This window comes from Cupriavidus sp. GW823-FHT07A04 (assembly GCF_058794615.1).
The window spans coordinates 24,325-47,211 of the sequence record NZ_JBXAHA010000010.1 but is presented as its reverse complement, the minus strand read 5'-3'; the positions used below and the strand labels follow the sequence as shown (position 1 = coordinate 47,211).

General features: G+C 66.1%; 17 protein-coding genes. 4 read left to right on the top strand and 13 right to left on the bottom strand.

Features of this window, described 5'->3' with window-relative positions:
• Positions 1-259 precede the first annotated feature (259 nt).
• The 3 genes from AC1Q7Q_RS18365 (at position 260) to AC1Q7Q_RS18355 (ending at position 5,711) form a co-directional block, all read left to right on the top strand.
• Positions 260-2,005, top strand: a complete 1,746-nt coding sequence (locus AC1Q7Q_RS18365) for an FAD-binding protein (protein WP_492374314.1) — start codon at positions 260-262, stop codon at positions 2,003-2,005.
• Positions 2,006-2,818: 813 nt separating this feature from the next.
• Complete coding sequence (locus tag AC1Q7Q_RS18360; protein ID WP_492374313.1) at positions 2,819-4,438, top strand: hypothetical protein; 1,620 nt, start codon at positions 2,819-2,821, stop codon at positions 4,436-4,438.
• A 166-nt stretch (positions 4,439-4,604) separates the two neighbouring features.
• Positions 4,605-5,711, top strand: a complete 1,107-nt coding sequence (locus AC1Q7Q_RS18355) for a porin (RefSeq protein ID WP_492374312.1) — start codon at positions 4,605-4,607, stop codon at positions 5,709-5,711.
• 62 nt (positions 5,712-5,773) lie between these two features.
• Here the strand turns inward: AC1Q7Q_RS18355 and AC1Q7Q_RS18350 are convergent, their stop codons facing one another.
• Complete coding sequence (locus AC1Q7Q_RS18350) at positions 5,774-6,850, bottom strand: 3-ketosteroid-9-alpha-monooxygenase, oxygenase component (protein ID WP_492374311.1); 1,077 nt, start codon at positions 6,848-6,850, stop codon at positions 5,774-5,776.
• Positions 6,851-7,175: 325 nt separating this feature from the next.
• On the opposite strand from AC1Q7Q_RS18350, the gene AC1Q7Q_RS18345 reads away from it, so the two are divergent.
• Entirely contained in the window at positions 7,176-8,306 is a 1,131-nt protein-coding gene (locus tag AC1Q7Q_RS18345) for a formylglycine-generating enzyme family protein (RefSeq protein ID WP_492374310.1), read from the top strand.
• A gap of 74 nt (positions 8,307-8,380) precedes the next feature.
• Here AC1Q7Q_RS18345 and AC1Q7Q_RS18340 read toward each other — a convergent pair whose 3' ends face one another.
• The 12 genes from AC1Q7Q_RS18340 to AC1Q7Q_RS18285 all read right to left on the bottom strand — a co-directional run bounded on the left by AC1Q7Q_RS18340 (position 8,381) and on the right by AC1Q7Q_RS18285 (position 22,887).
• A complete protein-coding gene (locus AC1Q7Q_RS18340) occupies positions 8,381-9,631 on the bottom strand; it encodes an NADH:flavin oxidoreductase (protein WP_492374309.1) in 1,251 nt (416 codons plus the stop codon).
• A gap of 254 nt (positions 9,632-9,885) precedes the next feature.
• Positions 9,886-12,348: an efflux RND transporter permease subunit gene (locus AC1Q7Q_RS18335; protein ID WP_492387195.1), complete on the bottom strand. Its 2,463-nt coding sequence runs from the start codon at positions 12,346-12,348 to the stop codon at positions 9,886-9,888.
• 63 nt (positions 12,349-12,411) lie between these two features.
• Positions 12,412-13,392 carry a WD40/YVTN/BNR-like repeat-containing protein gene (locus tag AC1Q7Q_RS18330; protein ID WP_492376434.1) on the bottom strand — a complete coding sequence of 327 codons (981 nt, stop codon included), beginning with the start codon at positions 13,390-13,392 and terminating at the stop codon, positions 12,412-12,414.
• Positions 13,393-13,463: 71 nt separating this feature from the next.
• Positions 13,464-14,666: an acetyl-CoA C-acyltransferase gene (locus tag AC1Q7Q_RS18325; protein ID WP_492376433.1), complete on the bottom strand. Its 1,203-nt coding sequence runs from the start codon at positions 14,664-14,666 to the stop codon at positions 13,464-13,466.
• 19 nt (positions 14,667-14,685) lie between these two features.
• Positions 14,686-15,141: a MaoC family dehydratase gene (locus AC1Q7Q_RS18320; protein WP_492376432.1), complete on the bottom strand. Its 456-nt coding sequence runs from the start codon at positions 15,139-15,141 to the stop codon at positions 14,686-14,688.
• Between the two features lie 34 nt (positions 15,142-15,175).
• Positions 15,176-15,994, bottom strand: coding sequence for an SDR family oxidoreductase (locus tag AC1Q7Q_RS18315; protein WP_492376435.1), 819 nt, complete (start codon positions 15,992-15,994; stop codon positions 15,176-15,178).
• A 5-nt stretch (positions 15,995-15,999) separates the two neighbouring features.
• Positions 16,000-17,214 (bottom strand): acyl-CoA dehydrogenase family protein, encoded by a 1,215-nt coding sequence (locus tag AC1Q7Q_RS18310; protein ID WP_492376431.1) that lies wholly within the window; start codon positions 17,212-17,214, stop codon positions 16,000-16,002.
• Positions 17,215-17,249: 35 nt separating this feature from the next.
• On the bottom strand, positions 17,250-18,428 hold the full coding sequence (locus AC1Q7Q_RS18305) for an acyl-CoA dehydrogenase family protein (protein WP_492376430.1): 1,179 nt from the start codon (positions 18,426-18,428) through the stop codon (positions 17,250-17,252).
• A gap of 44 nt (positions 18,429-18,472) precedes the next feature.
• Positions 18,473-19,348 carry an SDR family oxidoreductase gene (locus AC1Q7Q_RS18300; RefSeq protein WP_492376429.1) on the bottom strand — a complete coding sequence of 292 codons (876 nt, stop codon included), beginning with the start codon at positions 19,346-19,348 and terminating at the stop codon, positions 18,473-18,475.
• Between the two features lie 50 nt (positions 19,349-19,398).
• Complete coding sequence (locus tag AC1Q7Q_RS18295; RefSeq protein ID WP_492376428.1) at positions 19,399-20,550, bottom strand: acetyl-CoA C-acetyltransferase; 1,152 nt, start codon at positions 20,548-20,550, stop codon at positions 19,399-19,401.
• Between the two features lie 14 nt (positions 20,551-20,564).
• Complete coding sequence (locus tag AC1Q7Q_RS18290; protein WP_492376427.1) at positions 20,565-21,665, bottom strand: acyl-CoA dehydrogenase family protein; 1,101 nt, start codon at positions 21,663-21,665, stop codon at positions 20,565-20,567.
• A 52-nt stretch (positions 21,666-21,717) separates the two neighbouring features.
• Positions 21,718-22,887 (bottom strand): acyl-CoA dehydrogenase family protein, encoded by a 1,170-nt coding sequence (locus AC1Q7Q_RS18285; protein WP_492376426.1) that lies wholly within the window; start codon positions 22,885-22,887, stop codon positions 21,718-21,720.

The following is a 22,887-nucleotide window of genomic DNA, read 5'->3' as shown; positions in this document are numbered from 1 at the left end:
TTGCGGAGTGATGCGCTCTTGATCGCAGTGTGATCCCGGCATTGCCGTAGCGCCTTCACCCAGTATTGCACAAAGAATATTTTTTGTGCCATTGTTTTGACTCATTTCTGTATTTATGTGCCATAGTGGCCGCACCCGATGCGCTTTGCCGCGCTCGGAAACGGGCAACTTGTTGACCTCTGAACCGGCGTACTTCGGCCCGCCTAACCACTGACTGGTACAGGTCACCTGGAAAACACTTAACGTTGAAGGCAAGCCAATGAACAACAGCAATCCGGCCGTGAATTGGGATACAACGTACGACGTGGTGGTCGCCGGTTCCGGGGCAGGCGCGATGACGGCCGCGCTGCGCGCACACGATCTCGGTCTGACCGTGCTCCTCATCGAGAAAAGCCCGCACTATGGGGGCACGACGGCTATTTCCGGCGGCGGAATCTGGATCCCTTGCAATGATCAGATCCAATCTCTCGGCGGCAACGACTCCTATGAGGAAGCGGTGGCGTATCTCCGGGATGTCATAGGGGAAGATTTCGATCTGAGCAGAATCAATGCCTATCTCAAAAACGGGCCGGAGATGGTCCACTATCTCGCCACGCAGGCGCAGACGCATTTCCACGCGGTGCCCCGTTATCCCGACTACTATCCGGACCGCACGGGAGGAAAGCCGGGCTACCGCACCATGGAGCCAGCGGCATTCGACGCGCGCCGGCTCGGCGATGCATTTGACGAACTCCGCGCCCCATCGCCCGCCACCCTGGTCGGCGGGCGCATAGCGCTGACGCAGATCGAAGCCCACACCATCGTAGCGAAGGAGTCCGGCTGGCTCGGCCTGTTGGCACGCCTCGCGTTCCGGTACGCAACGGATTTGCGCTGGCGCTGCCGAACGCCCAGGGACCGCCGGCTGACGCTTGGCAACGCCTTGGTCGCAAGCCTGCGTGCGGCACTCGCACATCGGTCCATACCACTGTGGCTCAACACCCCGATGCGCACGCTCCACGCGCACGATGCCCGCGTGATCGGCGTGGCGGTGGAGCGGCAGGGACGCGAGTACAACGTACGCGCGCGATGCGCGGTGGTGCTCGCCTGTGGAGGTTTCGAATCCAGCCAGGAAATGCGCGACCAATACCTGCCGAAGCCCACGCAAGCCGAATGGACAGCCGCCCCGCCCATCAATACCGGAGATGGAATTCGGGCCGGTCTCAAGCTCGGCGCGAACGTTTCGCTGATGGGATACACATGGGGTGTGCCGACGGTACGGGTTCCCGGGGAGGAAAAACAACGCGGGCTTTTCGTGGAGCGCTCATTGCCGCGATGCGTGCTGGTCAATCGGCTCGGTCGACGCTTCGTCAACGAAGCAGCGCCGTACCCGGACATCATCCACGCCATGTATGCCGACCATGCGCAAACAAATGCGAATGTGCCGGCATGGCTCGTGTTCGACGCGGAGTATAGAAAACGCTATCCCTGCGGCGTGCTGCTTCCCGGCAGCATACAGCCTGACTCCCGGATTCCGCATGGCTGGCTGGACCATGTCATCTATCGCGCCGGAACGCTGGCCGAACTGGCCACAAAAATCGGCGTCGATCCACGCGGCCTTGCCACGACTGTCGCGCAAATGAACGCCTATGCGTCGGATGGTACCGACCTCGAATTCGGCAAGGGAAGCAATATCTTCGACCGCTACTATGGCGACATCTCCTCCAAGCCGAACCCGTGCCTGGGCCCGATCGACCGCGCCCCTTTCTACGCGCTGCGGATCGATCCCGGCGAGATCGGCACCAAGGGCGGATTGAGCACTGACGCCTGCGCCCGCGTCCTCCGTCCCGATGGCAGCGTCATCGAGGGATGCTATGCGATCGGCAATACCTCGGCCGCGGTCATGGGAAAAACCTATCCCGGACCAGGTTCGACTATCGGGCCGGCGATGACCTTTGGCTACATCGCCGCGAATCAGATCGCGGCAGAGAAAATCGGCGGAGGCAATCCCCGCCCATCAGTAGATTGAGACGGGCTGGAAACCGTGAAGTCCGACGTTGCCCAGAGCTTAACGACCAGAGGGAAGCTGGAACGTTTACCCCCGCGGGATCTATACGCAATCCGGGCTAACCCTCCTCTTGCTGCCACAAAAACACTTCCGAGCCGCGGTTGGCTGAACGGCTTTGCAGAGCCCCCTTAAAGCTACCCATGACGCACATATGTGCATAGTCCGATTGGACGATGTTGACTCCAGATCCCGCAAATATGCTTCGATCAAGAGACCGGCCCTAACGGTACAACAGGAGTCGGCACCTGCCCATGGTGGGCGGTAGCAAGAGGAGACAGCAATGAGAGCATGGTTGCGGGCGGGTAGTCTGTTTGGGGCCGGTGCGGCCGTGGCCCTGGGTCTTGCGTTTGCTGAGGGCCTGCCGTCTGCCCGGCCTGGTTTTGATCCGGAGAGCGCGATCAGACGCGACGCACACCTGGCCGGCGAAGAAACCAATGGCGCGGCTATCATGCAGGCGTCTTGCGACGACACCTGCCGGCAGAGCATTGGGGTTGCCGCGGTTGCCCTCCTGAATCACCGCAGCGTCCCATAGTGTACGTTCCATGCCGACGGGCCTGGTCAGATCCGTGCCGCAATGCCGGCAAGATGCTGCGCCCAGATGTCCCCGCCACCTTCACATTGGCGTTGTTGGCCACAGCAAGCCGCCGGGCGGCACGCCCGCGTGAGCGCATCGTGCATTCCGCCGATTGAATGGCTCCGCCGAACAACCTCAATTCGTCAGCCTCACCTCACAATCACAGCCATACTTATCCACGGAGTTACCCAATGAGAGCATTGCTCTTCGCGTCGACCGCGGTTGCGCTTGCCACAGCAAGCCTTACGTGCGCGCAAGCCGCCCAGCAAGAGAACGCCACCTTCCCGGGCCGCAACCCGTGGCTGACCGACAGCGTCTATCCCATTTCGCACGACAATCCGGCCGCGACCGATTCCGTCCCGCATGCCGGCCCAACCAAGGGCCGCAGGCTGTCGACAGACGATGTGAAGTCCGTTCCAACCGTCTTTACCTCGAATCCCACAGTGAAGAAGATCGGCGACAAGACGATCATCTTCGCTGCCGGCGTCGAGGGCATCAGCAAGATCGACGCGACTGGTGAGGCCTATGACCTGGTCTCACTCCTGCCCTACCCTGGAATGGAGAAACTGGCCACGAATGCCAATCGCGAGAAGATCCGGGCGGCACTGGAGGAAGTCGATGCCGCTCGGCGCGCGAATGATGACGCCAAGCTGCTGGCACTGTCGGGGAAGATGGAGGAACTGGGCTTCAAGCGCCAGTCGCTGGCCAACGGCGCCTACAACATGATTGACAAGGATGGCGTTCACTATGCGGCCTTTGGTGGCCTGAAGATCCTCAAGTCCACCGACGACAATGATCCGAAGAAGCCACTGCGCGTCGTCAAATTCCGGGACTTCTCGGAGGCATTGCCTGAGGACATGCGCAAATCAGCCATCATCGGCATGGGCATGACCTACGCCGGCGATGTCGTTGCCGCGGCGCATGGCGCAGTGCTCCTGCTGGACCGCGACCTCAATCTCAAGAGCACGCTGCTGCTGCCGGGCGAGGCGATCGAAAACAGCATCTGCATTGACGAGAATAGCGGCATCTATGTGGTCACCTCCAAGCGCATGCTCAAGATCGTCTGGACCGGCAACAAGTTGTCCTATGATGAAGCCGATGGTGGCTGGCAGTCCGACTACAACACCATGAGCAGGGCGCAGGCCATCGCTGCCGGCGCTCTGACGACTTCTGGCGGATCCGGCACCACGCCGACGCTGATGGGCTTCGGCAACGACCCAGACAAGCTGGTTGTGATTGCCGACGGTGATGAAAAGGGAGCCAACCTCGTGGCCTTCTGGCGCGACCGGATTCCGCCCGGATTCAAGCAGAAGCCGGGCACCAAGTCCGCACGCATCGCTGATCAGATTCCGCTGGAGATATCCAAGGCCACGGTCGAGCCGTCACCGGAGGTGCTGGGCTATGGCGTCGCCCTGCTGAATAACTCCTACCCGAAGCCCGCGCCCGATATATGGGGCAACGCGATAACGCCCGGCCTGACCCGGCCCGCCCCGCGTGGGGTGGTCAAGTTCAACTGGAACACTCGGACGAAGTCATTCGAGAAGGCCTGGGTGAACAAGGAGATCGACAACACGGATGTGATGGTCCCTGTCATTTCCGCCAAGAGCAACATGATCTACCTCGCCAACAAGGAAAACGGCAACTACGAGTACGTAGGCCTTGACTGGGATACCGGCGCCATCAAGGCCCGCTGGCCGTTCCCGGACGACAGCCGCAAATGGAACGCCTGGGGCGGCATTACCGCATTGCTCGAGGATGGGGATCTGCTGATCGGCGGCATCTTCTCCACGAAGCGGGTGAACGTTGGCGACGGGAAGTAGCGGCGCACGCCTGATGGCACGCAGGGCGCAGACATTGCGGGAGCGTCGCCTGGCGACACCTTCGGCCGGGAAAGGGCTATTATTCCAACGGCAATGCACGCACTGTTTTTGCCGAGGCAAGTACTGTAGAGAGGTTCCCCGATAAGCTGACAAGGAGAGCGGCGACATGGAAATGAGACACTTTGCAGCCACCGTCGCCGTCCTGGCCGCGGGTAGTGCCTATGCCCAGTCAAGCGTGACACTGTATGGCCTGATTGACGTGGGCATCGAATACCAAAACCACCAGCCCGGCGGCAACCATGACGTGACGCGCCTGACCTCCGGCAACCTGGCCGGCAGCCGTTGGGGCCTGCGCGGCGTGGAAGACCTGGGAGGTGGCCTGAAGGGAGTCTTCGTGCTGGAAAACGGCTTCACGGTGGACGACGGCAAGTCATCCTTCTCAGGCCGTCTGTTTGGTCGCCAGGCCTATGTCGGCCTGCAGAACAAATGGAACGCCCTGACCCTGGGCCGGCATCAGACCCCGTTCCATGATTTCAACGTTGACTTCGACCCGATGGCCGTCAGCACCAACTACTCGATCCTGGGGCAGGACGCCGCTTTCGGCAGCCGTGCCGATAACTCGGTCAAGTACGTCGGCACCTTCAGTGGCCTGTCCGCCAGGGCCCTGTACAGCTTTGGCGCGAACACCGGCGCCGGCGCCTCTGGTGAGGTCCCTGGCAGCCCGAAGATCGGGCGCGAGTACAGTGCCAGCCTGACCTACGCTGCGGGTCCGTTCGCTGTCGGCGCCATCTACGACTCGACCAATCCCGGCGCGGCTGCGACCGGTGCCCTGACGGATGCCGAAATCCGCCGCGCCGGCCTGGCCGGTTCGTACGCCATCGGCCCCGTCAAGGCCTACGCTGGCTATCGTTGGGCCAAGGCGCTCGGTGGCGCCACGCTGCCGGGCAACCTCGGCCCTAACAACGTCTCGAATTTGTACTGGCTGGGTCTGCGCTATCTGCTGACCCCGGCATTGTCCCTGACAGGCGTTGCCTACTTCCAGGACTTCCGGGGCACCAATGCGGATCCGTGGAGCTTCGTGGCATCGGCTGACTACGCTCTGTCCAAGCGTACCGATGCTTACTTGAACCTCGGTTACACCAAGAACAAGGATGGTTCGAATCTGGGTCTGACCGCAGGTGGCACCGGCTCCGTCCAGGGCAGCGGCTTCGGCACGGTTGCCGGCTCGGAAAACCAGTTCGGTGCGGTGCTTGGCATCCGTCACAAGTTCTAGCAGGCTGTCCCCTAGAAATCCGCTGCCACCTCCGGATCGGAGACGGCAGCGCCCTCTTCCTCCTACGCTTCAAATACATGATGCAGTTTTGGCGCATCAATTCCCGCTATATTCATCTCGATCACCTTGCGCCCGACACTGGCTGGCCGTACCTCCTCGGCGTCTATATAGAACTGGCTATACCAGTCCCGCATCTGGTAGATGGGCCCATCTCCCTCGCACAAAAGCGGATTGTCGGTGCGGATCTTGGAATCCCAGATGGCCACATCCTCGTAGAAGGCATTGCGCGCCTGCTCCACGTAGGCTTGCGCAATCGCCTCATTCTGCTCGTCGGAAAGGCCGGGGACCTTCTTTACCAGGACACCATAGCGCAGCTCGAAGCTGTTCATGTCGATGGGCACATGGCAGTTGAGCAGAATCGAATGGATCGGCTGACCGTCCATCTGGCCACGCATTTCCGTAATGTGGTACGCCGGGCCGAAATAGGTGGATAACGCGGTCAGGCAATCTCCGGCGGAGAGTCGGGCGCTGCGGCCGACCAGCACTTGCGTGGCCTTGTGGCCCTCGAACAGATTGGCGAAGTAGTCGATCGGCGCACCGTGCACGGTGTCGAAGTGAGCCATATCGGAGATATTGTCGACCAATTCCCGGCAGTTCGTTTGAATCACCATCTTGTCGATTGCCCACGCGGACCATTGCTCCGAGTAGCATGCCTCGATGCGCGGGATCGCCACCTCGGGTGGAGGTGCGTTGCCCTGGGGATCGTGCCAGATGAAGAGCAGATTGTTCTGCTCGCATGTATCCCAGCTGCCGATGCGCGCCTTCGGCGGCACTCGCTTGCAGTAAGGGATCGACTTGCAAGCGCCATCGCCGCCCCACTGCCAACCATGGAAGGGGCACACCAGCTGGTCGCCTTGCACGGTACCGGTACTAAGGTCCGCGCCCATATGCGGGCAATAGCTATCAATGATGCGAATGGTGCCGGCGGAATCGGCAAAGGCGGCAAGGCGGCGGCCGAAGATGTTCAGTGTGTGCGGCTTCCCGTCGCGGTAGTCCGCGACCGGCCCAAGGCAATGCCAGCCGCGCGCATACCGCGATTCCAGCGGCCGGGATTCAATTTTGTAGCCAGGTGCAGGCATGTCTCCTCCTTTTGATTTAGCACGTTCCACAGTACATAGCCCAGGGCCATGCCTCATCGTCTCTTCAGACTAGACAGCGAAAGATGCACGCGGTGGGCGTAGCCGATCAAAGCGAGCCCGGAGATGGCACACATAAATGCTTCGGTAGTCCGGGAAGACGATGCCAGGCAGTTGTATCATCGCGATCATCGGATAGTCGGCGGCTCCTCCTCTATCGCCCAACGTGGACGACATCGATGAGCCAGGCCAGGAATCAACCCACTAAATTCATCGCACGCCCAGACAGACCGCGGGACGCTGCGACAAAAAAGGATTAGGAAATACCATGAAACGCCGAGCGCTTATCTCGGGATTACTGGCAACCGGAGTTGCCGGCGCGGCTGGACTGCTGAGCGCGAAATACTTCAGGGGTTCTTCCAAGACAGGCCAGTTCAAGGGGCCCGCGATCGGCGATGGGGTGACAGGCCCCAAAGGCATGGTCTGGGTCCCTGGGGGGACATTCTTGATGGGCAGTTCATCCAAGCGGGCCCTTCCCAGCGAAGGACCGGCCCACCGCGTGCAAGTCAGCGGGTTCTGGATGGACAGTTTCGATGTGACAAACGCCGATTTCAGACGCTTCACCGAAGCCACTCGGTACGTCACGACAGCTGAGCAGAAACCAAAGTGGGAAGACATACGCCCGCAACTGCCGCCCGGCACGCCAGAGCCCGATCCCGGGACGCTTGTCCCCGGCAGCATGGTGTTTGTCGGCACGAACGAACCCGTCGACCTGGGCGATTGGTCGCGCTGGTGGAGGTATGTGCCTGGGGCAAATTGGCAGCATCCGCTCGGCCCCCATAGCAATCTGGCCGATAGGGAGAATCATCCTGTGGTGCAGGTGTCGTACGTTGACGCGCTGAACTACGCCCGTTGGGCTGGAAGGCGCCTGCCGACCGAAGTGCAGTGGGAATTCGCCGCGCGTGGCGGCCTCGAACAAGCGGACTACGCCTGGGGAGACGAGCTCACTCCCGATGGCAAGAAGATGGCCAATACGTGGGACGACCGGGGGCGTCAGTTTCCGGTTGTCAGCCGCAATGAAAAGGTCCAGGTCGGCACATTGCCCGTTGGCAATTTCGCGCCGAACGGCTATGGCATCTACGATATGGCCGGCAATGTCTGGCAATGGACGGCTGACTGGTATCGCTCCGACGCGTTCGCCATCGCGGCCCGCAAAGGACAAGCCTTGGACCCCCAAGGCCCCGTCGACTCATATGACCCCGACGATGCAGGGGCACCCGTCGACGCCCCCAAGCGAGTCATACGGGGCGGCTCTTTTTTGTGCAGCGAGACTTATTGCACCAGCTACCGGGTCAGCGCAAGGAGAGGGTCGGACCCGTTCAGCGCCATGTCGCACCTGGGCTTTCGCACGATCATGACGCAACAGGACTGGCTTGCCAGGAAATCAAGTACCGGCTGACAGCGCGTCGGTCCGGGCGTGGCGTCGGGAAGCCGGGCGAAATCGGCCCGGCATCGGTGGTCGGAAGTCACGCATCAATCAGCCTGCGCGGCAGCCAGTATCGTGGTCAGCCTGGGATCCGCCGGTGGCCCGTAAATGCAGGAAACGCCGGCGGGATCATAGATTTTTGCCACGCAAGCATTACAGCTGTCGCATGCCGAACGTGTCACCGCGCCGGTTCGCCAGTGATCGGCCAGGGCGGGATCATGGATCAGCGCCCGCGCCAGGGCAACGCAGTCGAAGCCCTCGCCCAACAGCTGCCGCACATTGTCCAGCGACTTCACGCCGCCAATATAGGCCAGCGGCATCCGCACCGCCTGGCGGATCACCCGGGAAGCCTCAAGGAAATACAGTTCACGGAACTTCAGCTCGCGCGGGGTACGCTTCTCCAGAATCGAGATGCCGAGCCTGGCCAGCGCGTGCGGCGCCGTGGCTTTCATCTGGGCCGTCGGCATCGCACTGCCAAACAACACCCACGGGCTTTCGACATTACGTCCGCCACTCAGCGTCAGCAGGTCAGCCCCCTCCCTTTCCAGGATGCGCGCCGTGATGGCGGAATCCGCTGCCTCGTTGCCGCCGGGCACACCGTCAACCACACTCAGTTTGCAGCACACCGCCAGTTCCGCCCCGACGGCGTCCTTGACGTGGCGCAGCACCATCGCCGGGAAGCGCGTGCGGTTTTCCACTTCACCGCCAAAACGGTCGCGCCGCCGGTTGCTGAGCGGAGACAGGAACTGATTGAGCAGGTAGCCGTGCCCCATATGGATCTCGACCGCGTCAAAGCCCGCCTCCCGCGCGAGGCGCGCAGCATCGGCGAACTGCATGGCGACCCGGGACATATCGCTCTCGCCCATGGCGCGCTGGAAATACACGCCATACATCATGCCGAAGGCATTCAAGCCGGCCGATGCGGTCAGCGGCGCGCGGCTCCCGCCATGCCGCATCATCGTAAACGAGCCGGCATGCGTAATCTGCAGGCAAGCCGCAGCGCCCTCACGATGCACCGCGTCGGTCAGCACCCGCAGATGCGGTATGGCCTCGCGGGTCAGGACGAGCTGATGCGAGAAGGTCAGCCCCTCCTGCGCGACGGCAGCATACGCGACCACCGTCATGCCGATGCCACCGGCAGCGATATCCCGGTGATGCTTGACCAGCGCCTGTGTCGGCAATCCTTGCGGTGTCATGCCCTCGTTCGCACCTGCCTTGATCAGGCGGTTGCGCAACGCAAGGGGGCCGATCCGGATCGTTGAGAACGGCGATCCATCAGTGGGGGCCTGCTGCGACATCTTATTCTCCTTCCTGCGCGATGCTATGTCGCGCCTGGCACGCCACGCCCTGCCTCATGCGGCAGGGCCGCCGGCTACTATCGTTTGATGACTGCCCCACGGCCCGGCCCGGCCATCCGCGGGACGCTATGTCGAATCGCGAGGAGTGCACTCGCGATGTCCAGATCGAGATGTGAATTGTAAGCGTCCGCCCCCGCCGAATTGCAGCAGATTCTTCAAATGATGACGGGCCGGCCGCGCGAAGGCCCGGCGGTTCAGGCCGCGTCGGACTTGAACGGGCGCCCTTCGCTACCGGCCATCTTGCCCACGCGTGCCTGCGCGCCGCGGGCTTTGTTGCCGGCCGGCCGGCGTTCCTCCTCTTCCACGCCCAGCCAGCTCGCCAGCGCCGGCAACAGGAAGACGGCGCCGAACAGGTTGACCATGAACATGAAGGCCAGCAGGATGCCCATGTCTGCCTGGAACTTGAGCGCCGCGAAGGCCCACGTACCCACCCCGATGCACATTGTCATGGCGGTGAACAAGGCGGCATTGCCACGCTGGCGCATGGCCTCGGCAAACGCCTGCGGCAGGCTCTGCCCTTCATGGCGCAACTGGTGCTGCATGCGCTCATAAAGATAGATGCCATAGTCCACGCCAACCCCTACGCCCAGCGTGATCACCGGCAGCGTCGAGACCTTCAGGCCGATCCCCAGCCACGCCATCAGCGCACTGCAAAGGACGGACACCAGCGTCAGCGGCACGATGATGCACAGCACGGCCCGCCAGGAACGGAAGGTCAGCAGGCACAGCAGCGTGATGGCGCCGAAGATCGCCAGCAGCATGGTTACCTCGGCTTCGTCCACCGCTTCGTTGGTGGCTGCCATCACGCCGATATTGCCGCCGGCGAGGCGGAACGCCACGTTCGGCGTCTTGTCCGCGGCAATCAGGTGCTGGATCTCCTTGACGATATGGGCAATGGTGGCGCCTTCGTGATTGGCTGTGTAGATCAACACCTGGATGGCCTGGCAGTTCGCGGTGTTCATGCCGTTCTCCGGATCGAAGGCCTTGGCGCCCTGGGTCAGGCCATCGCTATTGCGCGGCAGCGCCTCCCAGCGTGGATTGCCTTCGTTGAAGGCGCCGATCATCACCTTGGCGAGCGACGGCACGCTCACCACCGATTGCACACCCGCCACACCGCGCAGGTTCATCTCGAAGCGCTCCACCGCGCTCATCACCGGATAGTGCAGGCAGGCGTCGTCAAAGCCTTTGGGTTCCACCACCACCGTGAGTACGTCCACGCCGATGTTGTACTGGCCGACGATCTGCGCGTTATCGCGGTTATAGCGCGAGTCGGCGCGCAGTTCCGGGGCACCGTTGCCGATATCGCCGACCCTTAGTCCCCGTGACTGCACCGCACCGAACGCCAACAGCGCCAGCGACACGCCGAACACCACCAGTGCCGGCCCCGGGCGGGCAAAGTGGCCGAACCGGTTCCAGAAGGTGCCATGCCGCCCGGCACGCGCCCTGGCGGCCGCCACCACGCGGGGCTCCAGTCGCGTGTACGACAGCAGCAGCGGCAGGAACACCTTGTTGGTGACAATCATCAGCAATACGCCGAGGCATGCGGTAATGCCCAGCTCACGCACGATCTCGATCTCGATACGCATGATGACCATGAAACCCAGTGCGTTGGTCAGCAAGGCCACCGTGCCGGGGAGAAACAGCTTGCAGAAGGCCGCGCGCGCGCTCTCGACCGGGTCATTGCCCTGCACCACTTCCTGTTTCCAGGCATTGGTCATCTGCACCGCGTGCGAGACGCCGATGGAAAAGATCAGGAACGGCACCAGGATGGACATTGGGTCGATGCCGTAGCCCAGCAGCGGCAGCAAGCCTAGCAGCCACCCCACCGGCAGCAGCGCCACCACCAGCGCCAGCAGGGTAATGCGCAGCGAACGCGTGTAGAAGAACAGCATCAGCGCCGTCACCGCAAAGGCCAGCGCGAAGAACACCATCACCCCGGCAATGCCGTCTTCCACATCGCCGACAAGCTTGGCAAAGCCGATAATGCTCACCTCCACATCCGTGCCGCCCAGGCCGGTGCGGATTTGCTCCAACTGGCGTGCCACCTTGCCGTAGTCGAGCGCCTTGCCCGTAGCGGGATCCACATCGCTCAGATCGGCGCGGATCAGCGCGGACTTCAGGTCATTGCTTACCAGCCGGCCGATCTGGCCTGAGCGCGCCGCGTTGCGGCGTACCTGGTCGAGCTGCTCCGGGGTACCCGAGTATCGGCCCGGTACCACCACATCCCCCCGGAATCCCACCTCGGTCACCTCGGTGTAGCGCACATTCGGCGTAAATAGCGAGAACACATGTGAGCGGCGCACGCCTGGAATAAAGAACACATCGTCGGTAGCACGACGCAGCTTGTCCATGAAGGCCGGGTTGTAGATATCGCCTTCGCCCTTCCAGCGCAGGCTGATCAGCACGGTATTGGCCCCGGAGAACGTGCCGGCGTACTTGGTGAACACCTGCATATAGGGATGCTGCAGCGGGATCATCTTGTTGAAGCCCGGATCGAGCCGCAGGCGCGTGGCGGACAAGCCCATCGCCATGGTCATCGCCAGGCACAGCACCAGCAACAGGCGGCGGCGCCGGATCAACAGGTCCGCGCAATGCGCGACGAAGCGGCTCAGGCGGGTGGTGGGGGCCCGGGGGCCGGGGATTTCGGGGCGGGTCATGGCGTTCTCGCTTCTATGCAATGCGGTGAGGTGCTAAGCGCTGCTGCTGTGGCGGGGAGAGGATCAGGGCGCGGCATCCGGGGCCAGGGTGAAGCGGGCAATCCCCGCGTTGCCGGCCAGCGTCAGGGCATTCCCCCTTGCGGCCGGAATGAGCGCAGCCAGCGTCTGCGCGCTGCCGCCCGCCACCGGCTTGAAATGGCGCCCGCCGTCCGCCGAGACGGCCAGCATGCCGCCCTGGCCGGCCACCGCGATGCGGCCGTCGGCCAGTTGCACGCCACCGAAGAACGAGGTCTTGAGCCCCACCTCGGCGGCCTCCCAGCTCGCGCCGAAGTCGGCGCTGCGCAGCACGTTGCCGCGCATGCCATAGACCAGCCAGGCGCCGTCGCGCAGCGGCAGCACGCCGTAGAGCGAGCCCGCGTAGGGCATCTTGACCGCTTCCCAGGTGCCGCCGCCATCGGCGGAGCGCAGCACCAGGCCGCTCTCGCCTACCAGCATCAGGCGGCCCTGATGATCCCCGGCAATGCCGTTCAGGTGCTTGTCCTGCATCAGCGGCGTGGCTGCGGACTGCCAGTGCCCGCCCTGGTCGTGCGACACCAGGAAGCGCCCGAAGCTGCCGATGGCGAACCACGGGCTAGTCGCCTGGCCCCAGACCCCCAACAGGGGGTCCGACTGTGCCGCATCGAAGGCCACCTGCTGCCAATGCTCGCCGCCGTCGGTGGTGCGCAGGATCCAGCCGCTGTGGCCGACCGCCACACCGACCTTATCGTCCTTGCCGCCGGCAAAGACAAGCTGCGTGAGCGCGGCGCCGTGCTCCGGCGTCACGCTGGCGAGCCGCCAGTGCGCGCCTTCGTCATCGCTGAGCAAGATCGTGCCGCGCTCGCCGACCGCCACCAGGCGGTCGCCGGACCGGCCGATGCCATTGAGCTGCAGCCGATCCGCCCGCAGCGCGGTGGCGGCGAAGGCAGGCAGGGGCCGCGGCGAGAAGGACCATGCCGCGGCAGCCAATACCGTCAGCGACATGGCGATGCCAATCACTTGTTTCATTGTCGTCTCCTCCGTGCCGGGGGCATGGCCGGCCTTGTGCTGGCCGCTCGCACTGCCACCGGCAATGGCCGCTACAGCACGTCGAACAGCGCGGCAGCGCCCATGCCGCCGCCGACGCACATTGTCACCACCGCGTGCGCAGCCCCGCGCCGGCGCGCTTCGAGCAAGGCGTGCGCGGTCATGCGCGCGCCCGACATGCCGAAGGGATGGCCGATCGCGATGGCGCCGCCATTGACGTTCAGCCGCGCGTCGGGAATGCCGAGCGTGTCCCGGCAGTACAGCACCTGGCACGCAAAGGCTTCATTCAGCTCCCAAAGCCCAACATCCTTGACCGTCAGGCCGTGGCGCGCCAGCAGCCTGGGCACGGCGAACACCGGGCCGATGCCCATCTCGTCCGCCGCGCAACCGGCCACGGCCATGCCGCGATAGCGGCCCAGCGGGCGCAAGCCGCGGCGCTCGGCCTGCTCGCGGCTCATCAGCAGCACAGCGGCGGCACCGTCCGACAGTTGCGAGGCATTGCCCGCGGTGATGTGGAGCCCTTGCGGCACCGCGCGCCCGCCACTCCATACCGGCTTGAGCGCGGCCAGGCTGTCGGCGCTGGTATCGGGCCGGTTGCATTCGTCCTGCGCGAGGCGCACGGTCTCATGTCCGGTAAGTGCGCCCGCCTTGTCGAACAGCGCGCGGCGCGTCTCCAGCGGCACGATCTCGTCGTCGAACAGGCCCTGGCGCTGCGCCTCGGCGGTGCGCTGCTGGCTGCGCAGCGCGTACTCGTCCTGCGCCTCCCGGGCTATGCCATAGCGTTGCGCCACCACTTCGGCGGTCTCGATCATTGCCATATAGGCGTCCGGTTGCCGGGCCAGCACCGCCTCGGATTGCGCGCGGTAGGCGTTCTTGTGCTTGTTCTGCGTCAGCGAGATCGACTCGGCGCCGCCGGCCACCACGATGTCGGCCTCGCCGCAGATGATGCTTTTCGCGGCCGTGGCGATGGTCATCAGCCCCGACGAACACATCCGGTCCATGGTCATGCCCGGCACGCTATCGGGCAGGCCCGCCGCCACCGCGCACAACCGGCCCAGGTTGTAGCCCTGCGTGCCCTGCTGCGCGGCGGCGCCGATCAGTACATCGTCGACCTCGGCCGGGTCGATCCCCGCCCGCTCGACCACGGCGCGCACCACGTGCCCGCCCAGCGCCGGCGCCTCGGTATCGTTGAAGGCGCCGCGGAATGCCTTGCCGATGGGCGTACGCGCCACGGCGACAATGACTGCTTCTCTCATGCTGCTTTCCTTGGAAGGATCAAAAGTAATAGCGGCTAATGGTGTCGGCCACGCAGGCCGGCTTATCCTCGCCCTCGATTTCCACGCTGACGCGCACCACCGACTGCACGCCGCCGGGCAGCGCCTCGGCGCGCACCAGTTCGCCCACGCCACGCAGGCGCTTCCCGACCCGCACCGGCGCCGGGAAGCGCACCTTGTCGCAGCCGTAGTTGACGCCCCAGCGCAGGTTTTCGACCGTCAGGATCTCCGGCAGGAACTGGTTGACCAGCGACAGGGTGAGATAGCCGTGCGCAATGCAAGCGCCAAAGGGGCCTTGCGCCGCGCGCTCGGGATCCACGTGCAGCCATTGGTGGTCGCCCGTGGCCTCGGCAAAGCCGTCGATACGCGCCTGCGTGATGAGGGTCCAGGCGCTGTGGCCCAGTGGCTCGCCCACGGCGCGCATCAGCGCCTCGGCGGAATTGAATACTCGTGTCATGGCTCTCCTTCCTTCGCTTCTTGCCCTACAACCGCTAAGCCCGCTGACTGCTGACTGGCAACACTTCGCCCGTCATATACGACGCATAATCGCTAGCCAGAAACACCATCACATTCGCCACCTCCCACACCTCGGCCGCCCGCCCGAACGCCTCGCGCGAGGCCAGTTCCCGCAGCAGTTCCGCTGGCGCCGACTTCCTCAGGAAATCGTGCAAGGCGATACTCGGCGCCACCGCATTGATGCGCACGCCGAACTCCGCAGCCTCCACCGCGCTGCAGCGTGTCAGCGCCATCACGCCGGCCTTGGCGGCGGCGTAGTGGGCCTGCTCCTTCTGCGCCCGCCAGCCCAGCACCGAGGCGTTGTTGACGATGGCCCCGCGGCGGCGCGCCTGCATATGCGGCAGCATGGCCCGCGTCATCCGGAAGGTGCCGGTAAGCGTAATGTCGAGCACCCGCGACCATTCGGCATCGTCCATCTCGACTATGCGGCGCGAGCCGCCCAGCCCGGCGTTGTTGATCAGCACATCGGTGCCGCCCAGGGCCTCCTCGGCTGCCGCCACCAGGGACCGCACCTGGGCCTGGTCGGAGACGTCACAAAGCTGGCCATGGATCGCCTGCAGGCCGGTCTCGGCGCGCAGGGTCGCCACAGCCTCGTCGAGCCGCCTTTCGTGGATATCGGAGATCATCAGCGCGCGGCAGCCCTCCTCCGCGCAGCGGCGGGCGGCGGCAAAACCGATGCCCGCGCCGGCGGCGGCGGTGATCAGCACGCTCTTGCCGGCCAGCAACTGGTGGCCGGCCACATAGGCCGGTGGAGGGATCGGGGTGCCGGCCATGGCCGGTTGCTTGTCTGCCATTTCAGTCATGACTGTCCTCTGGCCTCGCGGGGCATGCCCAGCCCGCGCTCGGCGATGATGTTGAGCTGGATTTCGTTGGTACCGGCGTAAATGGTGTCGGCGCGCGAGAACAGCGCCATCTGCTGCAGGCGCGTGCGGCGCACGTCCGCTTCGTCGATCCGGTTGGCGTTGGGGCCAAGCACGTCGAGCGCGAGCTGGCCCAGGTCGCGGTGCCAGTTCGACCAGTAGTACTTGTAGATCAGGGTTTCGCGCTGCAGCGCCGCGCTGGCATCGCCGGCACTGCCCTCGGCGCCTTCCAGCATGCGCAGCGCGTTGTAGCGCATCACCCGCAAGCCGGCCCAGGCGCGCGCCATGCGCTGGCGCAGCGCAGCGTCCTGCCAGGCGCCGTTGGCGCGCGCGGCCTCGGCGATCCAGCCAAGCTCGTGGGTGAACTGCATCTGCTGGCCCAGGGTGGAGATGCCGCGCTCGAAGCCCAGCAGCGCCATGGCGATGCGCCAGCCGTCGCCCGGCGCGCCCAGCACATCGCCGGCGGCGGCGCGCGCGCCATCGAAGAACACCTCGTTGAACTCCACACCGCCACCCATCTGGCGGATCGGGCGGATCTCCACGCCCGGCTGCGCCAGCGGCATCAGCAGGAAAACCAGGCCCTTGTTGCCGCGCGACGCCGCATCGCAGCGCGCCAGCACGAAGATCCAGTCCGACTCGTGGGCCAGCGAGGTCCACACCTTCTGCCCGCTCACGTGCCAGTCCCCGGTGACGGGATCGCGCTCGGCGCGGGTGCGCACATTGGCGAGATCCGAGCCGGCGCCCGGCTCCGAGTAGCCCTGGCACCAGAACTCCGTGCCGTTGCGGATGCCCGGCAGGAAGCGGGCCTGCTGCGCCTCGCTGCCAAAGGCGATCAGGGTCGGGCCGATCAGCCCTTCGCCGATATGGCCCATGCGGCCGGGGCCGCCGGCACGCGCGTACTCCTCCTGGAAGATCACCTGCGACATCACCGGCAGGCCGCGCCCGCCGTGCGCCTGCGGCCAGCCCACGCAGGTCCAGCCACCTTCGGCCAGGCGGCGCTCCCAGGCCTTGCGCAGCCCCGGATGCGCCTCTTCGTCGCCGGGGCCGCCGCGATGCTTCAGGCAGTCGAATTCGCCGCTCAGGTTGGCGGACATCCAGTCCGCCACCTCCGCGCGCAGTTGCGCTTGGCCAGCGGAGGCATTTTGGTTTTCCATCGAATCCATGCTTGTCCTTGCGCTGCTGATATGGCTCATGCGGCCAACAGGCCGTCGGCGATCCGGGCGAGCGCGGCGGCGGCACCTCCCAGCCAGCCGCCGGCGGCCTGCGCGCGCTTGAAATAGAGCTGCGGGTCGTACTCCCAGGTAAAGCCCACGCCGCCGTGCAACTGGATGGCTTCCTGGGCGCAGAAGCCGAAGGCGTCGCCGGCGGCAAGGCGCGCGGCGGCAACATCGAGCCTGGCTGCGTCGATCCTGTCACTTGCCGCGCCGCCTGCCGCGCCCGCCTGCCAGGCCCGCGCGGCGCCGTGCACCGCGGAGCGCGCGGCTTCCACCGCCACCATCATCTGCGCGCAGCGGTGCTTGACCGCCTGGAAGGCGGCGATCGGCCGGCCAAACTGGATGCGCTCGGCGGCATAAGCCACGGTGAGGTCAAGGCATTGCTGGGCGCCGCCAAGCTGCTCGGCGGCGAGCATCAGGCTGCCGTGCCACACGGCGGCGCCTACGCCCGCCGCCACTCCGGCGCCTTGCGCCAGGCAAGCGTTAGCCTCCACGCGCAGCCCGTCGAAGACGAGGTCCGCCAGCGCTCGGGTACGGTCCAGCACCGCCAGCCGGCGCAGCCCGAAGCCTGGCTGGCCTGCCAGCGCCGCCGCTTGCAACAGGAACAGCGCCGGCTGCCCTGCCGCGTCGCCGGACAGGCGCGCGGGCACCAGCAGCCAGTCCGCGCCGGCGGCGTCGAACACCTGCGCCACCTGCCCGTCCAGCACGAAGCCATGCCCGGCCGCGGCGGCAGTGACGGTCAGCGCATCGGCATCGAGCGAGCCATCCGCGCCGGGCGCCATCCAGCCGGGCAAGACCAGCGCGGCACGCGCCTCGCCCTGCGCCAGCCGCGCCAGCCACGGCGCGGCGGCCTCGGGCGCGAGGCTGCCCGCCAGCGCCGGCGCCGCCAGGCAGATGGCCGACCAGTACGGCACGCAGGCCAGCCGCTGGCCCATCTGCTCCATTAGCAGCGCCAGCTCGACGGCGCCCAGCCCGGCGCCGCCGGCCGCCTCCGGCAAGGCAATGCCGCACCAGCCCAGCTCGCCGGCCATTTCCCGCCACAGGGCGGTGTCATGGCCGTCCTGCGCCGTGCCCGCAACCGCATCCACCACCCGCCGGACCGCCGCCGAATCGCTGCGCACGGCCAGGAAATCGCGCGCGGTGTCGCGGATCATTTGTTGTTCCAGGGAGAGCGTGAAGCGCATCGTCCGTCCCCGCCTCAGGTGCCGTAGACGCGTTGCGCCGGCTCGGCGCGGGCGAGCAGCGCGTCGATCGCGCCGCCCAGCTCGGCCGCTTGCCAGCGCGTGCCCTTGTCGGTGCTCGCGCCGGTGCGCCAGCCGTGCGCCACCGCCACCATGCCGCCCGCCGCCTCGAACACGCGGCCGGTGACATGGCGCGAAGCCGCGCTGCCAAGCCAGACCACCAGCGGCGCGATATTGGCCGGGTCGTAGTAGTCGAAGCCTTCGGCCGGCGCCTTCATCATCTCCGCAAACACGCCTTCGGTCATGCCGGTGCGGGCCGCCGGCGCGAGCGCATTGGCGGTGATGCCGTAGCGCGCCAGTTCCGCCGCCTGCACGAGCGTCAGCGCGGCAATACCGGCCTTGGCGGCGGCATAGTTGGACTGGCCCACCGAGCCTTGCAGCCCCGCGCCGGAGCTGGTGTTGATGATGCGCGCATCGACCGGCCGCCCGGCCTTGGCTGCGTCGCGCCAGCGCCGGGCCAGCAGGTTGGCCAGGCAGAAGTGGCCGCGCAGGTGCACGCGCATCACATCGTCCCAGTCGGCTTCGCTCAGGCTGACGAACATGCGGTCGCGGCAGATGCCGGCGTTGTTGACCAGCACGTGCACCTCGCCGAACGCCGCCAGCGCGGCATCGACGATGCGCTGGGCCGTGGCCAGTTGCGTGATGTCGTCATCGCTGGCGAGCGCCCGCCCGCCTTGCGCGCGGATCTGCGCGCATACCGCCTCGGCCGCCTCGCGGCGAATATCGTTGACCACCACGCTGGCGCCTTCCGCTGCGAAGGCCAGCGCATAGGCGCGCCCCAGGCCGCCGCCGGCGCCGGTGATGATGACGGTCCGTCCGTCGCAGATTCCCATGTCGCTACTCCCCTTGTCCGTTGCTTGCGCCAGTGCCCCGGGAACCCGGCTCACAGGCGCTCGATGATGGTGACGTTGGCCAGGCCGCCGCCCTCGCACATGGTCTGCAGGCCGTAGCGGCCGCCCGTGCGCTCCAGCTCGTGCAACAGCGTGGTCATCAGCCGCGCGCCGGTGGCGCCGAGCGGATGCCCCAGCGCGATGGCGCCGCCGTTCGGGTTGGTGCGCTCGGCCGGGTAGCCGGTCTCGGCCAGCCAGGCCATCGCCACCGAAGCGAACGCCTCGTTGATCTCCACCACGTCGATGTCCTCCCAGCGCAGGCCGCTGCGCACCAGCGCGCGTTTCGTGGCGGGAATGGGCGCGGTCAGCATCCACAGCGGGTCGTCACCCATCACGCTCATATGGGCGATACGCGCGCGCGGCGTCAGCCCGTAGCGCTTGAGCGCGTCTTCGGAGACCACCAGCAATGCCGCCGCCGCGTCCGCGGTCTGGCTGGAAACGGCGGCGGTCAGTGCACTGCCGGGCATCAGTGGTTCGAGCGATGCCATCTTGGCGAGCGTGGTATCGGGCCGCGGCGTTTCGTCATGGACTACGCCTGCGCAAGGCACGATCTCGCGCTGGAAGCGGCCGCCCTCGATGGCCATGGCCGCGCGCTGGTGGCTTTGCAGCGCGTAGGCTTCCATTGCCCCGCGCGACAGATTCCAGTGCCCAGCGATGCGCTGCGCGGCGTCGAACTGCGACACCGGCTGGTCGCCGAAGCGCGCCTGCCAGCCCTTGCTGCCGGAGAACGGATCGGAGAAGCCAAGCGCCTGCCCGGCCAGCATGGCCGACGAGATCGGGATCTGCGTCATGGTCTGCACGCCGCCGGCGACGACCACGTCCTGGTTGCCGCTCATCACCGCCTGCGCGGCGAAGTGCACAGCCTGCTGCGACGAACCGCACTGGCGGTCCACTGTCACGCCGGGCACGGCAAGCGGCAGCCCGGCAGCCAGCCAGGCGCTGCGGGCGATATTGCCGGCCAGCGGCCCGATGGTGTCGACGCAGCCGAACACCACGTCGTCGTACTCCGCGGCCGGGATGGCGTTGCGCCCCACCAGCTCGGCCAGCACGAAGCCGCCAAGGTCGGCCCCGTGCATGTGTGCCAGGCCGCCCTTGCGGCGTCCGGTCGGGGTGCGCAGCGCGTCGACGATATATGCATCTCTCATGGTCATTCCGCCTGTCAAAGTGTTGATGCCGAGTTGGCTGTGGTGGCAAAGGTGGCGCCGGCGCCGATCGGCACGGCCCCGCCGAGGATGTGCGCGTCCACGCGCGCCTTGTGCAAGGCCCGGTCGCCCCAGCTGTCGGCCAGGGCCCACGCGCGCTTCATGAAGATCTGCAGGTCCAGCTCCCACGTGTAGCCCATGGCGCCGTGCACCTGCATGGTGTTGCGCGCCGCGAGCAGCGCGGCGCGCGTGGCGGCCAGCAGCGCGTGCGACACATGCAGCCCGGCGGTGCCATGGCCTTGCGCCAGCGTGCAGGCCGCGCGGTACACCACCGGCTTGGCGAATTCGTGCTGGATGGCGACATCCGCCAGCAGGTGCTTGAGCGCCTGGTTGGCGCCGATGGCCTTGCCGAACTGCTTGCGCTGGATGCTGTAGTCGATAGCGATATCCAGCATGCGCTGCGTCAGGCCGAGCATCTGCGCGGCGACGCCGAGCGCCCCGCGGTTGAACGCGGCTTCCCACACGGGCTTCGCGGCCGTCGCGGGCAGCAGCAGGCTGCCGTCGTCCGGCGCCCAACTGAGCGCGAAGAGCCGGCGTGAGGGATCAAGGCTCGCGTGCGCGGCGAGCGTGGCCTGCGCCGGCGGCACCAGGTGCAGCGCGCCACCGTGCTCGCAGAGGATGGCGTCGGCGACATGGGCATCGGCCACCATGGCTTGTCCCGGATGCGCCACCGCCACGCGCACGCTGCCGTCCGCGATGCGGCCCAGCCAGCTTTCGCAGCGTTCGCGGGTGCTTGTGTCCCGCGTGGCGGCGTGGCAGTCCGACAGCATGCCGGCCGCCACCAGCGCGGTGTCCAGCAGCGGTTCGGCAAGGGCAAAGTAGCCACACTCCTGCGCCAGCGGCGCCCACTCGGTTTCGGACAGGCCCAGGCCGCCGCAAGCCTCCGGCACCAGCACGGCCGTCAGGCCCTGCCCGGCCAGCCGCTGCCAAAGCGCGTCGGAGCGGCCGCTTGCGCTGCTCCATTGTTCCCGCGCCAGTTCCGGCGTCATTTCGATCATCAGAAAGCGCCTGATCGAATCGACGAACTGTTGCTGCTCTTCGTTAAATGCGAATTCCATGGTGGTTCACGGTTGAGTCGAGGACGAAGCCGGACTGTCAGCCGCCGCGCGCTCAGGCGCGCGGCATTCCCAGCATGCGTTCGGCGACGATGTTGCGCTGGATCTCATTGGTGCCCGCGTAGATCGGCCCGGCCTGCGCGAACAGGAAGCCGTCGAGCCAGGCACCGAGCGTGCCTTGCGTCGCGTCTTGCGCGGGCACCAGCTCGCCCCGCTGGCCAAGGATCGCCAGCGCGGTTTCGTGCATGCGGATATCCAGCTCGGACCAGAACACCTTGTTGGTGCTGGACTCCGCGCCGATCTGTCCGCCCTTGACCAGCCTGCTGGCGGTGGCGTAGGTGGATAGCGCATAGGCCTCGGCATCCATCCAGGCGCGCGTGACCGCTTCACGCAGCGAGGGATCGCGGTCGGCCTGCTCCCGATGCTCGAGATAGAGTTGCACCAGCGCCCGCGCGGTCTCCTGGAAGCGCGCCGGCGAGCGCAGCATCAGCCCGCGCTCGAAACCGGCGGTGGCCATCGCCACTTGCCAGCCCGCGCCCTCCGCCGCCAGGCGGTTCTCCGCCGGCACCCGCACATCGTCGAAAAAGATCTCGGCAAAGCCGGTCAGGCCGTTGAGCTGGCGGATGGGCCGCACCGTGATGCCCGGCGTATCCAGCGGCATCAGCAGGAAGGTCAGGCCGTGGTGGCGCGACGAGCCGGGATCGGTGCGGAACAGGCCGAACAGCCAGTCGGCCCAGACCGCGCGGGTCGACCAGATCTTCTGCCCGTTGAGCACGTACTCGTCGCCCTGCCGGATGGCGGTGCAGCGGATCGCGGCCATGTCGGAGCCCGCGTTCGGCTCCGACCAGCCCTGCGCCCACACGTGCTCGCCGGCGGCCATGCGCGGCAGGAAACGCGCCTTCTGCTCCGGCGTGCCGAACTCCATCAAGGTCGGCCCGAGCAGGAAGATGCCGTTCTGGTTGACGCGCATCGGCGCGCCGGCCCGCCAGTACTCCTCCTCGAAGATCAGCCATTCGATCAGGTCGCAGCCGCGTCCGCCCAGCTCTTTGGGCCAGGTGACCATGCTCCAGCGCCCCTCGTACAGGGTGCGCTCCCAGGCACGATGCTGCGCGAAGCCTTCGGCGGTGTCGAAGCTGGCCAGCGGCGCGCGCGGCACGCGTTCGGCCAGCCAGGCGCGGATCTCGGCCCGGAAGGCCTGCTGGCGTTCGGTGTATTCAAGATGCAT

Coding starts and splice junctions, on each gene's coding strand:
- AC1Q7Q_RS18365 (WP_492374314.1), top strand. CDS start 260: ATGAACAACAGCAATCCGGCCGTGAATTGGGATACAACGTACGACGTG.
- AC1Q7Q_RS18355 (WP_492374312.1), top strand. CDS start 4,605: ATGGAAATGAGACACTTTGCAGCCACCGTCGCCGTCCTGGCCGCGGGT.
- AC1Q7Q_RS18350 (WP_492374311.1), bottom strand. CDS start 6,850: ATGCCTGCACCTGGCTACAAAATTGAATCCCGGCCGCTGGAATCGCGG.
- AC1Q7Q_RS18345 (WP_492374310.1), top strand. CDS start 7,176: ATGAAACGCCGAGCGCTTATCTCGGGATTACTGGCAACCGGAGTTGCC.
- AC1Q7Q_RS18340 (WP_492374309.1), bottom strand. CDS start 9,631: ATGTCGCAGCAGGCCCCCACTGATGGATCGCCGTTCTCAACGATCCGG.
- AC1Q7Q_RS18335 (WP_492387195.1), bottom strand. CDS start 12,348: ATGACCCGCCCCGAAATCCCCGGCCCCCGGGCCCCCACCACCCGCCTG.
- AC1Q7Q_RS18330 (WP_492376434.1), bottom strand. CDS start 13,392: ATGAAACAAGTGATTGGCATCGCCATGTCGCTGACGGTATTGGCTGCC.
- AC1Q7Q_RS18325 (WP_492376433.1), bottom strand. CDS start 14,666: ATGAGAGAAGCAGTCATTGTCGCCGTGGCGCGTACGCCCATCGGCAAG.
- AC1Q7Q_RS18320 (WP_492376432.1), bottom strand. CDS start 15,141: ATGACACGAGTATTCAATTCCGCCGAGGCGCTGATGCGCGCCGTGGGC.
- AC1Q7Q_RS18315 (WP_492376435.1), bottom strand. CDS start 15,994: ATGGCAGACAAGCAACCGGCCATGGCCGGCACCCCGATCCCTCCACCG.
- AC1Q7Q_RS18310 (WP_492376431.1), bottom strand. CDS start 17,214: ATGGAAAACCAAAATGCCTCCGCTGGCCAAGCGCAACTGCGCGCGGAG.
- AC1Q7Q_RS18305 (WP_492376430.1), bottom strand. CDS start 18,428: ATGATCCGCGACACCGCGCGCGATTTCCTGGCCGTGCGCAGCGATTCG.
- AC1Q7Q_RS18300 (WP_492376429.1), bottom strand. CDS start 19,348: ATGGGAATCTGCGACGGACGGACCGTCATCATCACCGGCGCCGGCGGC.
- AC1Q7Q_RS18295 (WP_492376428.1), bottom strand. CDS start 20,550: ATGAGAGATGCATATATCGTCGACGCGCTGCGCACCCCGACCGGACGC.
- AC1Q7Q_RS18290 (WP_492376427.1), bottom strand. CDS start 21,665: ATGGAATTCGCATTTAACGAAGAGCAGCAACAGTTCGTCGATTCGATC.
- AC1Q7Q_RS18285 (WP_492376426.1), bottom strand. CDS start 22,887: ATGCATCTTGAATACACCGAACGCCAGCAGGCCTTCCGGGCCGAGATC.